This window comes from Collinsella sp. HCP3S3_E11, from assembly GCF_052067375.1.
Lineage (GTDB): Bacteria > Actinomycetota > Coriobacteriia > Coriobacteriales > Coriobacteriaceae > Collinsella.
In genome coordinates this window covers 1-16,089 of sequence record NZ_JBQHQI010000009.1, presented here as the reverse complement: position 1 = coordinate 16,089, position 16,089 = coordinate 1, and the positions used below count along the sequence as shown (strand labels likewise).

Sequence of the window (16,089 nt, the reverse complement as noted above, 5' to 3'; positions counted from 1 at the left end):
CGTATGAATAATATCGTTTCCTTGTTTATGTTTAGTCGTTGTGATTATGAGAAAGTAAAACAGAATGCATGGGAACAAAACTGGAAAGCCATGCGGCTGTATTCTGTTGTGGCGCTTGTTGCCTTTGGAGTCATAACGCTGCTGAGTGCGGTTTCTCTGAGTATCGGAAAATATAAATGGGTGTATCTGGCCTATACGTTCCTTTCTTTGCTCTATTTTTGCATTTCTCGTTGTCAACTTAGTAGCTTCATGGGGAAAGAGCTGGTTGTATACAGCTTTTTTGCCGTGCTGCTGCTGTTTGGCATTATTACGGGAACGCTGATTACGCCGGAGGAGCTCACGGTCAACTACATTGTGTTCATGATGGTAGCGCCGCTGCTGTTTACCGCTAGAGCGGCGGTCATGAACGGGCTGATTCTGAGCAGCATGCTGCTCTATATCGGACTTGCTTTCTTTGCGCAGCATAACCCAATTCTATCCAAAAACCTCGTGAATGTTATTTTGTACGGGGTGCTGAGTATGTTTCTGACTGCCACGGTGATGCGAAGCAAGCTCCAGATAATCCTGTACCATAAGGAAATGGAAGCGTTGGAAGTCAGCAAGCGCGAATCGCAGGAACGACTCCTGAATTACGAGAGATTCCTCACGGACATGGTTCGGTATGCCGCTTCAGAAGCAACTCCGGACAAAGTACTGAATCAACTGGTGGAGTATATCGGACAGCGTGTGACCGCCGATCGAGCGTACATCTTTGAACAGAATGACCGCGGAACGTTTGACAACACCTACGAGTGGTGCAAAGCGGGCGTACCCAAAGAAAAAGATAACCTGCAGGATGTGCCGTATGAAGGCATCATTGAAACATGGTTTGCACAATATCAAGAATCTAACAATGCCATCATCCTTGACATTGAAGAATGCAAAAAAACAAACGAAGCCATCTATGAACGGCTGAAACCTCAGGGTGTCAATACCCTTGTGACAGGGCCAATCAAAATCAACGGCAAGATGGTCGGATTCTACGGTGTGGACAATCCTCCCAAAGAGAAACTGCACGAGATCTCGAATGAGATGGATATGATCGAGTTTATGGTCTCTTTTATGATAAGACTGCGCGATAATGCGAATGCACTGGAGCACAGTGCGTTATATGACCAGCTCACAGATTGTAAAAACAGAAAAGCACTGGATTGGGCGTACACAGAAAAGCTGGGGAAGTACTTTCCCCTGGCGGTTGTCATGTGCGACCTAAATGGCCTAAAGGAAATAAATGACCAAAAGGGACATGACGCCGGTGATAAAGCCATTGTGCAGACCGCACAGACGCTGAAATCTGTGTTCGGAAAGCGTCATGTGTATCGGCTTGGCGGAGATGAGTTCATTGCGGTTCTGCCAAACATCACACATCCGGCGTTTCAGAAACTACTGGAAACGGCAAAAAGCCAACTGGGGGCTACCGCGTCCCTCGGTACGACGATAAGCGGCACAAAGGACACGGATTTTGAGTCGCTTCTGAAAGTCGCAGATGCGCAAATGTATGAAAACAAGAAGCAATACTACATCTCGGCAGGGAATGATCGGAGAAAGCACAGCTTGTGAGAGGGAAAAGCTGCGCATATAAACGTAAAACTGCATGGTATTTCACGACTTTGACCGCACAGGGCAGCACGGTTCGTGATGTCGCTTTCAAGCAGATGGATGTTGCATTTAATCAGTCAGAAAATGCCCAGACAAGCATTTCGCCTGGGCAAATAGTGCACCGCCTTTCATTAATCCTATTTTTCTCCGGTTGTTGTTTCGCTAAGATATAAGGCTTAGGGACACTAATACCGAAAGTAGGTTGGGATGAGGCAGATTAAGCGTGCTGTGGCTTTTGCCCTCACCTTTATCATGTGCGTCGAGGCCCTTTTGGGTAACGGCGTTGCCAGCGCGGTTGCCCTTACGCTTGAGGACGCCCAGTCGTGGCAGGACATTGTCCAACCGTTTACCGAGACCGATGCGGCGGGGGAGTCGGATGACAAGACCGGCTCGGACGCCGCATCGGGCGTCTCGTCGAGCGATAGTTCGGATGAGGCTAGCGCGAGTGCTTCGAACGACGACAAGTCTGACTTAAACACTTCCAACAACACCACCGCCTCCAACGAGGACACTTCTGACAACCAGGATGCCGTTGACGTGGTCCCGCGCGACTGGTCGCACGATGCCGGCGCGCTCACGGTATCCTCCGAGGGCCTTGCCTTTGACAAGCGCCTGGGAGAGCTTGCTGGAGCAGGCCCCATCGAGGAAATTCCTGTGCAGCTGCCTGCCTCGCTCAACATCAAGTGTGTTCTCAACACGGCGCTGCTTGAAGGCGACACCTTTAACGTCGATCTTCCCGCCGGGCTCACATTCGACCTCGATTCGGCCAAGCTCCAGGACAATGATGGCATCAAGCGCATTGCCCTCTACCGCTTGGATGCTGAGGGCAATACCACGCGCATCCGCCTTGGGTATGCACAGCTCACTGCCTCTAAGCTTACTGTGGCCTTCGCTTCTCCGCATGACGAGCAGACCGATGCCGACCTTTCCTTTGAGGCTCAAGAGTCCTTTGCCGTCGATGCCGATGTACTGCTCGATTCCGCGCTCCTCAAAGACGAGGAGTCAACGCTTGACTGGGCGATACAACAGACGCAGACCGAGGGCGTGCGCACTTGCGAGCTCACTATTCCCGCGCGCTCCCATGTTGAGGAGCTTCTTGGGATTGATAGGGCCGATGCTTCCCCAACGGTTGCCGTCACTGCGGCGGGCACCTCCCAGGATCCGGTTTCTGCAGTGACCCCTGTGGATTCTTACGGCAGCAAGATCACGTTCACCACGCTTTGGGCCGATAACAACAACGCCAACCGCCCGTCTGCGGAGGCTCTCCAGAATCGAAACGAATACCGTGTGTTCTATTCTCTTGATGGCGGTAAGACCTATGTGGCGCTCACCAAGGACGGAGATATCCTGTCCGATGAGGCGGCCGTGCAGCTCGGATTTACCCAGGAGACCCTCGATGCCGCCAAGACCGATGGCCACTTGGTAAGCGTTGCAGCGTCCACGGTCTCCGAATACGAGGCGTCCGTGGTACTCGCTGGCAAGCTTCCCGCCAAGGTCGTGACGCGAACGGACGACGGCACGGCGCAAGAACAGCCCATCACGTATGCAATTTCCCACGTGACGGCGGGCGATGGGGCCGTGGAAGTCAAAACTGGCTCGACGCTCTATCCTAACTCCAACGCCGACCCTTCGCAGCGCTCTGAGTCTGGCGACTACATCGTGCCCGACTCCTCCATGCTGAGTGACCGTACGGACTATGTGGAGCCCTTTGCCAAAGAATGTCTGATGATGCTCAAAAACGTTAGCTTTAACGTCGATGTCCACATCGGCAACGATATGGTGGATCACAACCTTTCCGGCGATCATGGCTGGTATTCGACATGGGGTAAGTACCTGACCCTTACGGCTGCGCGGCATATGGGTGCGTCTGACGACAAGGATGTAAGCAATATCAACGGGGACGGTCTTCTGCAGCTCATCGAACACGAGCTCTTTAGTGTTACCTGGAATGACAATGCTTCCAACAACTATGTTATAAGCGGTCGCATGCCGGCCTACCATCCATCCGGCGTGTCGATGAAGTACCGCCTGATCCAGCAGACAATAAATAACTCCGGCACCTCCGGCTATCGCGATGCCTACGAGGTCTCCTACGACAACAAGGCCGTTCCCGACTATGCGAGCGATATCTCCGCGTGCTACAGCGGCGGTACTATGACGGTGCGCCATACGGGCACCACGCGGTTTGAGGCTACCAAGGTCTGGCTCGATGACTACGCGCCCGGTTCGACCGATTCCAATGGCAACAAGATTTCGCGCCCCGCGACCACCTATACCCTGTGGCGCTATTCCGCAAGGCCCGGCAACGATGCGCGGAGCGCGGCGCAGGTGGTCGCGATGACGGGTGATCGCAAAGGCGAGTTCGTAAAGCTCGAGGTCACGGCCGAGCAGAATAATAACCTGGGCGCGAGCTACAACAGTAAAGACGGTTCCATCAACAACGCTACGATGGACCTTGGAAAGATGCTGCGCGATAAGTACGACACCGATGGCTTCACGCAGCTTGCCAAGTACGATCCCGAGGGCTACCCCTATATCTACCAGCTCCGCGAGTCGACGCTCGCGGGTTATGAGCATGTGTTCGGCAAGGTCGACAACGAGGGCAACACGACGGGCGATCTCGGTCCCAACTATTTCAGTGCAAGCGATACATACATCGAGTATTTGCTTGATGGATGGATGCGCTCCGATTCCGACAACTTTGGCGTCTACAACGGCGGTACGCTCACCAATCGTCGTGCTGAGACCGAAACCGTTAGCGCCAAGAAGCGCTGGGATATCGGAGCCTATCAAGATCAGCTCGGTACCGTCGAGGTGAGCTTTCAGCTCCAGCGCATCCTTAAAGAGCATGCTACATATAACAACGGACAGTGGTTCTCTAAGGAAGATCCCATGTATGGAGCTGATGGCTCGCTTATCGGCACCTATACCTGGAACGACGTCGCTGACGGTCGCGTCACGCTTAACGGCTGGAGCGCCGAGAATTCTGAGCAGTCCTTCTCGAAGAGCGGTCTGCCCCGATATGACGAGCTGGGCAACGAGTACGTTTACCGCTGGCAAGAGGTTGAGGTGCTGGACACGCAGGATCCTGACCGGTTCTCTGCCTTGCCTACCACACCGGACGGCCCGTTTGAGTTTTTTGGCACGTTTACTGATGCTAACGGCAACCAGAATCTCCTTTCCTTTAATGGCGAATATGATGCTAAAGAGAAATGCTTTGTCAACAGCTACGTGCATACAGTTGATGCGATCGTTGATAAGTATTGGCAGGCCCTTGATGCCGATGGCAATCCTATTTGGACACAGGATGCCAATCAATGTGTTAATGGCGTTGCTCCAAAGGTAACGGTCAAGGTAATCCGTAACGATTCGCTGCTTGCAAAGATTGAGCTGGACGGTCGCGTTGATCCCACGCCCAATTTTCAGGCGATTCCTGGCTCTTCCTGGGAGCTTGGCTGGCAGGAGAGGAGTCCTTGGCATGTTGAGTTTATCTGTCTACCCAAATATGACGACAACGGATCTAAGTACGACTACCTCTTTCTTGAGGAATCGGTGGATGGCTTTAACCTAGACCATACGGTTCGCGGTATCGACCCAGAGTCTCGTAATATCTATACCAAGTTTTATAACCGGCCCGTGATTGAAGGCAATGCCTCCAGTTCGAAATTTGCGGTCTCCAAGAAATGGCTTGATAGCGGCAACGCTGCCTCCCGCGTGCCTGTTGAGATTGGCTTGTATGCGAAGCACGATATCGTTTCTCAAAGGGATGGACAGTTGGCCTATGCAGAGGGACAACTGATTACTGAGGCCACTCTTAACGAAGAGAACTCTTGGTACGACGAATTAAATGTCCCAGTTGGCGGGCTTTCCAAGGATGACGTCTCTATCAGAGAGCTGTCTACGCTTAATAGCAGCGATACACCAGACAACCTAAGATATGAGGTCATCGATCGCGATACTGCTGTTCGCAGGGCTACAGACGGCTCTGCCGAGGAGATTGCGGCCTATCGTTCGCTGCTTAGAAATTGGCCTGAGACAGATACCTCTACTCGCATGATCTCCAAGAACCTTTCGCAGGGCTTTTCGTATGAGGTTTCGTATGGGGAAAATCGCGATAAAAATTCTCTCGAGGTCACGAATCGCCGCGTTGGTTCGGTGGATATCTCTATCGATAAGACCTGGGCTGACGCTGGATCTGCTGCGAGCAAGCGCCCCAAAGCTCAGATAACAATCTCTGCGCCCGCATCGAGCTCCGAGTTTAGGTTTGTCTATGACAAGAGTCGGGAGCTGTTCGTTAGGGTTGCCGGTAAAAAAGACCAGCCTCTAAAGAAAAAAGATTCGGAGGGCAACTTTAGCCAGCTAACTGGGTCTGCTGACGCCTCCGAAAACACCGATGTGATTGTTTCAGAGGATTTAAAGTCCATTACCTTTACGGTCGATGTGTACAAGGCCTCATCCTTCTTCTCCGTCGTGGGGCTTCCTAAGTACGATCTTTCCGGCGCCATCGTTGATTGGAAGGTCGAGGAGAATATCGTCAATGCCGGTGACTATCGATCCGTCGGCGGACTTTCGAGCACAGACTTCGGTTCGCCCTGGCACCAGGAAGACCAGCTCAACTATTCGTTTACTAACAAGCGTACGGGCACCAAGGACGTGACGTTCCATACCAAGTGGTTTGACCACTACGTCAAGGACGTCCTCAACCAGCGCCCTGACGTTAAGCTGGTGCTGTATCGTGCGGCTTATACGTATGACGATAACGGCAATATCATTATAGATGGCAAAGGAAATCCCGTTATCACGCTCTCGTCGGTTTCTCCTTCCGAGTACGACGGCCACTTTGAGTGGGTGTCGTCCGACCAAGCCGATCGCCTGCGCAACGACACCAAGGGTGACTTTACCCAATACGCCACGTTCAAGAACCTTCCCAAGTACGACGGCAACGGCGGACAGTACGTCTATTACGCGCGTGTGGATATGAATGTCCAGGATGACACCAAGGGCGCGCTCGACTACTATGATGACGATACGGTTTCGAAGGATTCCTATACAAAGGACCCCGGCTCGTGGGATAAGGCAGATGACGAGGTTGGATCGTTTGCCGATTGCCTCTTTGCAGACAACGACCAGCAGCTCGTTTACCGTGAGGACTCGACGTTTAATTTCCATATCCACGGCTCGGTAACGGTCTCGGGTGAGAAGCTGTGGGAGAACGTCCCTGTCGGTTACTCCAAAGACGACCTGCCGGCGATTTCTATCTACGTGCAGCGCCGTTTGCTTGCGGGTTCGTACGGGGCTAACGGCAACTGGACCGATGTCACTGTTTTGCCTTGGTCCGGCCTTGCACTGACTGTGGATGATACGCAGGCAAAGGGCTATACCGTGGCCAGCTCTAATACGGGTAAGACCGACTCTGGTCAGGAGATCCTTGACGGCAAGACTGCTGTGGCCTGGACGGACAGCCTTGAGAAAGACGGCAACAACTGGACGTTCAGCATCGGCCAGTACGGGGACAATTCCAATAGTAACGCTCTGCCGAGCGATAATAAGCTCGCTGCCTACGATGCCGAGGGACGTCGCATTGAGTACCGTGTGCGCGAGGTCATCGATGGCATTGTTGGTAAGGACGGTTGGCACCTCACGTCCGAAAGCGAACTCGAGAAGGCCTTTGACAGGGTCTACGATATTAGATATACGGACTTCTCGATCAGGAATACCTATAAGTCTAAGCAGAGCAAGCTCACGCTGTACAAGGTCTTTACGGGGCGTGCCGACGTTGACACCAAGTACCCCGACTCGACGTTTAGGCTGTACCGCTACTACGTCAAGGATGATGACTCCAAGAGCGCTCTGACCTTTGTGGCTGAGCAGACGCTCAAGGGCAAGGACGTCAATCATGCCACCGAGTCCGGTGCTGTCACGTTTGACAACCTCGACATCTACGCGCCCTCAGGTGACAAGTGGCAATACGTTGCCGTTGAGGTTGTGCCCAACGGCTACACCGCCACGAGCGGCAAGGGCGAGCTTGCCGCCGATGCTTCCGGTTTTAAGTCTTCGGATGAGTGGGCGAATATATATGACGTCGTTCTTCCCACGGACGTAAAAGGCACCCTCTCCATGGGTCCCACCGTTAAGCTTGATGAGAACCCCTCCGCAGTGAGCGAGACGTTTAAGAATGCCTACGTGGTCGATTCGGTTGACCTAAAAGGCCAGAAGAAGTGGGTCGACAGCAATAATATCTTTGGCACGCGTCCGGAATCTATCAAGCTGACGCTTAAGCGCTGGTACCAGAGCGGTGGCCCCGATGAGGAGAACCCTGGCGTCGTCACGCTGCAAAGCGGCGATCCTTCTAGAGCTAACTACATCGAATGGGATAAATCCTCTGGAGACATCTGGACCTATACCATCAAAAACCTTGAGAAGTGGGCGCCCGACGGTACCGCTTGGAAGTATGAGGTCTCGGAATCGCCTGATGACACTCCATACCAATACAAAATCAATGCCAAGAATAAAGGCGGATCGTGCCTTTCGACCGATGGTTCTAATTCCGAGGGCGTTCAGTTCCCGTTGATCCAGAATGAGTTGATGGGCCAAGTTGGGTTTAAAAAGAGCTGGAATCAGGATGACGCTTGGGCACAGCGTCCTGCTCAGTACTACACGCTTCAGGCTCGCAAGCTTGGCTCCACCGATGAATGGCAAGAGGCCGGCTCGTTCTTTGTCTCGTGTGGGATTGTCGAGGTCGATCTCGAGAAAAATACCAATTATGACAATACGGGCCTGATCGCCTATAAGCTTCCGGGCAGTAATCGATATACGGTCGATAAGCTCACCAAGGACGATACACGTCCCACCACGTATGACTCAAACACTACTTGGACGAATCTTCCCTTGGAAGTCAAGACATCGAGTGGTGGGGTTAAGGTTGAGTACCGCGTGGTTGAGAGCCTGCTTATCTATGACAAGAAGGCAGGCAGCTCCAATACCGTCAAGGTCTATCTTGACTGCGATAAGAACGGAAACTACTCAGTAAGGCATAGCGGGGCGCGCATCTACCTGCCTTCTCAGACTGAAGAGCATGCATCTGGAAGCTCAACCTGGAAATCGAACATTACCAACGAGTTGAAGGGTACAACGACTTCGATAAAGGTTCGCAAGACTTGGGATGATGGCGACAACGCTTGGGTAACACGTCCGGGCACGTCTTCTCCAAATGACTCCTGGGCTACGACGTTTGTCCTGCAGCGCTCTTCTGATGGCGGGCGTACGTGGAAGTGGTTTACCAAGTACGGGTCCGTTGTCGACAAGCCATTCATTAAAGTTTCTAACGGTTGGATTCTTAACGATAACCTGCTTACCCGAAATGTCAGTGTCGCAGATAAAGATTTTTCGTTTAATAAGTTGCCTGCGCAAGGCGTTGTTGTGAATCCTGAGGCCGTTGAGGCCGTTGAGGCCGTTGAGTACCAATACCGCGCTGTGGAGCTGGTTAAGGGTAGCTATCTGGCTACGACCGCTCCGAGTGATGTTCTGGCCACGAGCGGCGACGGGTCGATGCGTCTTGAGCTGGTGCCGGCCTCAGAAGAAGGAGGGGTTCAGCGCTATGTGAACACGCTGGTGACGACCACAGTTACCGGTACTAAGGCTTGGAATGACTGGGGCTCGGGGCTTGCTTCGACGCTTGATCCTTCTACCTGCACTATTGAGCTCAAATTGTATCGAAAGGTTGAGGGTGTCAGTGAGGAGCTAGACAAGGTTGCCGATGACACTGGCGCCCTGCCTGCTGCGCCCACGTGGAGCAAGAATGAAGATGGCACCTGGACCTACGAGTTTACGGGATTGCCCCAGACCGACCAGAACGGCAAGGCGTATACCTACAGCGTCACAGAGGTCGACGGGTCCGTTGACGGCTGGTATAACGCTCAAAATAATAATGGCTCGCTTACCAACGCTGCGACGCGCTTGACGTTTGACAAGGTCGAGGGCGGAAGCGGTACGGGCATTGCCGCCGATACGAAGCTCAACGGCGTGACGTTTGAGATCTTCGATAACACTGGTCAGAAGGTTGCCACGTGGTCGCGCGATACGAGTGGTGCTGTCTCCGTTGGTGTCGAGAACCGTTATGGCAAGGCTGGCGCAGGTAAAAGCGCTGGCTGGATCGTGGGTTTGCCGGCAGGGGAGTACAAGGTTCACGAGGCTGCTGTTCCTGCGGGCCATGTCGCCGTCGCGGACTTTTACGTTAAGATCGCCGACAACGGCAAGGTATCGTTTGTGGGCCCGCACGGTGACCTTAAGGTTGCTGACGGCTTTACGGTAATCGTTCCCGATCCGGTCTATCGCTCGGCCTTTAAACTCAAGAAAACGTATGAGCATGGCGGGTCCCCCCTGCCGGTATCCGGTATGACGTTCGATCTCTACCGAGGTTCGTATAGCGCGGACGCGCAGAACGGCGGCGGTGTGAAGATCGCCGAGATCGTGACGGATGCCGATGGCAAGTGGTCTGCCGATGGCTCCGTTCCGTGGATGAACCACGATGACGCCTTTGGCGTGCTCGCCGGATACTTTGTCAAGCAGTCCGACGGCCTGCCCGCGGGCGAGTACTACCTGGTGGAGACGGGCGAGTCCGCGCTCACCAAGAAGCCCGGCGCGGCCGGCACGGTGACCGAGTTCACGCTTAACGCGGGCGACAGCGGTAAGACTATTTCGGTCGATGTCAAGAACGATGAGTTCAACGCGGGGTTCGCCATTGCCAAGCGCGATTCCAATACCAATGCGGCCATTAGCGGGGCAACGTTTAAGCTGGTCTATACGCCGATGAATACGACCTCTTCCGTTGAGATCACGGGACTCAAGAGCGGCCAATCTTATGCTCTTGATGGCACGGGTACGGCGCTCGATTCGAGCAAGACGTCCTATGCCTCCGATGGTGACCTTAAAGTCTCCGGACTCAAGAAGGGCGGCTACCAGCTTGTCGAGGTCGCGCCGGCTACAGGCTATAAGGCGCCTGGCGACGGTAAGGCCGACGTGGCTACGTTTGACGTTGCGGACGACCAAAACGGCTCGTCCAACGTCCTGGCACCCAACGGCGGAGAGGCCCCGGTTGTTATCAACGAACCGTATCTGGGTAGCGTGTCGATGAACAAGGTCGACGACAACGGCACCGCCGTTCCGGGTGCAAAGTTCAAGCTGCAGCGCCGTGACGGTGATAATTGGATCGATGTTGACGGTGATGTTCTTGTGACCGATAGCAATGGTGCCATTACGGTATCCGATCTCGCTTGGGGTACCTACCGCTTTGTGGAGGTTGCCCCCGCGGACGGTTACTACGTGGGTTCTGGCACTGTTGCAACCAATGAGATCACCATCTCTGCAAGCAATGTTGAGGGCTCCGTTACTACGCCTTTGAGCTGCGGAACCGTTATCAATCATGCGCTCGGGCTTAAGATTCGAAAGGTTAACTATTCCCATGACGATTTGCCGGGCGCACGCTTTGTCGTTAGGGGCGAGTTTGCCGATCGCACGACTTCCAAGGAGCTCGTAACCGATGCGAACGGCCTGGCCTCGCTGGGGTCTGCGCAACTGATCGTGGGTAATACCTATACCGTGACCGAGACCGAGGCCCCTGCGGGCTACAAGATCGGCGATGGCTCTGCGGCAAGCGCGTCCTACCGCTTTACCGTCAAGGCTGACGGCACCTTTGCGGCTGACGGCACCTATTCCAACACCGTGTGGTCTGCGGCGGGCACGGGCACGCTTGAGCTCACCATGAAGGACACGGCCAATGCCGTATCGCTCTCCAAGGCCGACGCGAGCTCGCGCGTGTTTGTTTCGGGTGCGACGTTTACCGTGTATGGTAAGTTCTCCGATACGGGTGAGGATGCCAAGACGGTGCAGCCCACCAGCGGTGCGGTTACGCTGAGTGGCCTCATTGGCGGCGAGATCTACCGTATCGAAGAGTCTGTCGCACCGGCTGGCTACGGGCGCCTGAGCTCCAGCCTGTACGTCAAGTTTGATGCTGCCGGTAGCAAGCTTTCCGTGGTGGACGCCCAAGGCAACGCGCTCGAGAGTGTTCCGAGCGGCTGGGAAATCGCCGAAAACGAGGCGATTGCCGCGCTCGACAGCAAGACGCGTTTGAGCTTTAACAAGGTTGACGCCGCGGGTAACGGTACCGGTGCCTCGAATTCGCTTAACGGCGTTACGCTTGAGCTGTTGAAGGGTTCTAGCGTTGTTGCAAGCTGGTCTCGTGATGAGAACGGAAACGTGAGCGTTTCCGTTAAGAGCGGTTATTGCGAGGCCGGCAGCGATGCCGATGCTGGTGTAATCTTTGGCTTGCCCGCCGGTGTCTATACGGTGCGCGAGTCCCGTGTGCCTGCTGGGCACCTTGCCGTTAGCGACTTTAAGGTCAACATCGATGACGAGGGCAAGGTCTCTTTGGTGGACGCTCCCGAGGGCGTCTCGCTTGACGATCACGGTGTGACCGTCACGGTGGCCGACCCGCTCTACCGCTCCGCCTTCTCGCTGGAGAAGGTCTACAGGCACGGTTCCTCCGAGCTGCCGGTTGCGGGTATGAGCTTTGAGCTTTATCGCGGTGCGTACTATTCCTCCGCTGCCAACGGCGGCGGCATCAAGATCGCCGACATTAGGACGGACGCCAACGGCAAGTGGTCTGCCGATGGCTCCGTTCCGTGGATGAACCGCGAGAACGCCTTTGGCGTGCTCGCCGGCTACTTTGTCAGGCAGTCCGACGGCCTGCCCGCGGGCGAGTACTACCTGGTCGAGACGGGCGAGTCCGCGCTCACCAAGAAGCCCGATGGGGCCGGGGCGGTGACCGAGTTCACGCTCGGCGACAACGACAGGGGCGCGGTGAAGGCCGTCAAGGTTACGAACGGCGAGTTCAACGCTCAACTCGAGATCCATAAGCAGGACGCTCTCACGCGGGCTCCCGTTAACGGCGCCGTGTTCGAGCTGCGCTACACGCCCCTGGGCTCCACTGATGCTGTGGCTATCGGCGGGCTCAAGTCCGGCTATTCGTACGCGCTTAACGCCGCGGGCACGGGCTGCCTGGCCCCCGTTCCCGCCACGCCGGGCGCGCTCAGGGTGACGGGCCTCAAGAAGGGCCATTATCAGCTTGTCGAGACCGCGCCTGCGATTGGCTATGGCTCCCTTGGGGCCGATGGCACGGTGGTGCGCGAGTTTGAGGTCCTTGGTGGCTCTGACGCTCTCGCCAACGTTATCTCCGACCCGGTTGTCGACAACGCGCCGTTGCTCGGCAGCGTGTCGATGCGCAAGGTCGATGTCGACGGCAGCGGTATCGAGTCCGCGCAGTTCAAGTTGCAGCGACTTGTCGGCGGCGACTGGACGGATGTTGCGGGCGGCCTCTATACGACCGACGCTGACGGGCGCATCACCGTGACGGGTCTCGCTTGGGGTACCTATCGCTTTGCCGAGGTCGCGCCTGCCGCAGGCTTCTACATGAGCGGCAGCGTCACCACCAAGAGCGTTACCGTTAGGGCCGATAACGTGGCGGGCTCCATCGTTTCGCCCCTCGATTGCGGCACGGTGACCAACAAGAGGCTCGGCTTCGGGCTCGTCAAGTTAAACGACGACGGCGAGCACCTCTCGGGCGCGCGCTTTACGGTGACGGGCGAGTTCTCCGACGGCTCGGCCGCGCACGATCTCGTGACCGCCGCCGACGGCACGGCTTCGCTGCCCGATGGCCTGCTCGTGGCGGGGGAGACCTATACCGTGACGGAGACTGCGGCGCCCGAGGGCTACAAGATCGGCGACGGATCCGCTGCGAGCGCCTCCGTCTCCTTCAGGGTGGGCTCCGACGGTTCCTTTACCGCCGTTGGCGATTACAAGCACGGCATCTGGTCGCTCTCCGGCACGGGCAGGCTATCGCTCGCCATGAAGGATCGGGCCAACAGCGTCTCTCTCTCCAAGGCGGACGCCGCGACGGGCGATTTCGTGGCCGGTGCGACCTTTACCGTCACCGGGCGCTTCTCCGATAGCGCCGACGGCTCAAAGACCGTCAGCCCCGTGGGCGGCGCCGTCGAGCTGCGCGGCCTCATCAACGGCGAGGTCTACCGTGTCGAGGAGACTGCCGCACCGGCTGGCTACGGGCGCCTGGACGCGCCGCTCTACGTTCGCTTCGACGACCGTGGCGAGCGCCTTGTTGTGGTCGATAAGCGCGGCGCGGCGCTCTCGCGGGCCCCCGAGGGCTGGGACGTGGCTGACGGTCGTGCGATCACTGCCAACAACGTGCGCAACCGCCTGACGTTCGATAAGGTGGAGGGCGGCTCGGGCACGGGCGCCGTTGCGGGCTCCGCCCTCAACGGCGTTGCCTTCGAGCTCTCGAGCGGCTCCGATGTGGTGGCCACGTGGGCGCGCTCCGATGAAGGCGTGGTCTCCACGACCGTTGCGTCTGGTTATGGCGAGTCCGGCTCCGGCGCTGACGCGGGCTGGCTCGTGGGCCTTCCCGCCGGCACGTACCGGGTCCACGAGTCCGTGGTGCCCGCGGGCCATGTCGCCGTGGCGGACTTCACGGTCAAGATCGATGCCGAGGGCGTCGTGACGCTCGGGGGCGCGCACGAGGGCGTCGAGCTCGACGCCTCCGCCGCCAAGATCACGGTGGCCGATCCGCTCTACCGCTCCGCCTTCTCGCTGGAGAAGGTCTACAGGCACGGTTCCTCCGAGCTGCCGGTTGCGGGCATGAGCTTTGAGCTTTATCGCGGTTCGTACAATGCTTCCGCTGACAACGGCGGCGGTGTGAAGATCGCCGCGATCGTAACTGATGCCGATGGCAAGTGGGGCGCGGACGGCTCCGTCGAGTGGCTCAACCGCGATGGCGCCTTCGGCTCGCTCGCCGGCTACTTCGTGAGCCAAGCCGACGGCCTGCCCGCGGGCGACTACTACCTGGTCGAGACGGGCGAGTCCGCGCTTACCAAGAAGCCCGGCGCGGCCGGCGCGGTGACCGAGTTCACGCTCGGCGACAACGACAGGGGCACGGTGAAGGCCGTCAAGGTCGAGAACGACGAGTTCAACGCAGGGCTCGCCGTTGAGAAACGCGATGCCGCGACCGGATCTCCGGTCAACGGTGCGGGCTTCGAGCTCGTCTACACGCCGCTTGGCAAGGCTGACTCCGTGACGATCTCCGGGCTTAAGACCGGCTGTTCATATGTGCTCGACGCGACGGGCACCCAAGTGGCGGCGCATTCCTCAAATGCGGACGGCTGCCTTAAGGTGACGGGCATCAAGAAGGGCGGCTATCGGCTTATCGAGACGGTTTCCGCAACCGGCTATGCGCCGGTTGCGCCGGGCGGCTCGCTCGTGAGCTCGTTCGATGTGCTCGATGCTGCCAATGGGGTCGGCAACGTGCTCGCCACGGCAGACGGCTCGGCTCCCGTCGTTACCAACGAGCCGCTGCTGGGTAGCGTGTCGATGCGCAAAGTCGACGAGGGCGGACAGCCCATTGCCGGCGCAACGTTTAAGCTGCAGCTCAAGAGCGGTACGGACTGGGTCGATGTGGGCGATGGCCGCGCAACCGATACGGAGGGCTCCATCGTGGCGACGGGTCTCGCGTGGGGAACCTATCGCTTTGTCGAAGTCGCCCCCGCGGCTGGCTATTACCTCGATCGCGAGGAAGTCGCTACAAACGAACTGACCGTTACGGCAGATAATGTGGCCGGTTCCATCGAGTTACCGCTCGACTGCGGCACAGTGACCAATACGGCTTTTGCCCTAAAGCTCCTCAAGCGCAATGGGTTCGGCGATGCGCTGCCCGGTGCGGTCTTTACTGTTGAAGGCCGGTTTGCCGACGGTTCCACTGTTGCCACGCTTGCTTGCGGCGACGATGGCATCGCCTCGCTTGGCTCGGCCCAGCTCGTGGCCGGGGAGACCTATACCGTGACGGAGACTGCGGCGCCTGCCGGTTACATGATCGGCGACGGCACCGCCTCGAGCGCGTCGTTCTCCTTCTCGATTGCCGCAGACGGATCTTGGTCCGCTGTGGGTGAGAGCAACCCCGCCGTCTGGTCCATGAGTGGCACGGGCTCGCTTGAGCTTGCTGTGACCGATAAGGCCCATACGGTCTCGCGTTCCAAGGACGGCATGCCCGGCACGGGCGACAGTCTGTTTGCTGTCTCTGACGCGCTCGCAACGCTTGGTCTCATGGCGCTTGCCATTGGCTTGCGTCGCACGCGTCGACGCAGCTAGGCGGTAATTAATTACGCCAAGGCGGGGCATACGGTTCATCACCGTATGCCCCGCCTTTCTTGTCTGATGCGTCATCCCGCGTTAGCAGCTGCTCTTCGCCGCTCGTATCGCTCTCGCCCATGATGGTGCCGCCGATCGCGTCGAAAATGTTGGTGTAAGGGTGACACCCTAGCGCTCGTTTAACGAAGAACGGCCTTCGTCCTAGAATCTGAAATCACCACAACAACAGGTTCTAGGAAAGGA

At 56.9% G+C, this 16,089-nt stretch carries 2 protein-coding genes; both read left to right on the top strand.

Features of this window, described 5'->3' with window-relative positions; translation table 11 throughout:
• Positions 1 to 3 precede the first annotated feature (3 nt).
• Complete coding sequence (locus tag ACTM86_RS06340) at positions 4 to 1,599, top strand: sensor domain-containing diguanylate cyclase (RefSeq protein ID WP_441016270.1); 1,596 nt, start codon at positions 4 to 6, stop codon at positions 1,597 to 1,599.
• Between the two features lie 246 nt (positions 1,600 to 1,845).
• Positions 1,846 to 15,846, top strand: coding sequence for a SpaA isopeptide-forming pilin-related protein (locus ACTM86_RS06335; RefSeq protein ID WP_441016267.1), 14,001 nt, complete (start codon positions 1,846 to 1,848; stop codon positions 15,844 to 15,846).
• The last annotated feature ends 243 nt before the right edge of the window (positions 15,847 to 16,089 follow it).

Bases quoted from the DNA above. Each gene is read 5' to 3' on its own strand.
- ACTM86_RS06340 (WP_441016270.1), top strand. From the start codon at position 4: ATGAATAATATCGTTTCCTTGTTTATGTTTAGTCGTTGTGATTATGAG.
- ACTM86_RS06335 (WP_441016267.1), top strand. From the start codon at position 1,846: ATGAGGCAGATTAAGCGTGCTGTGGCTTTTGCCCTCACCTTTATCATG.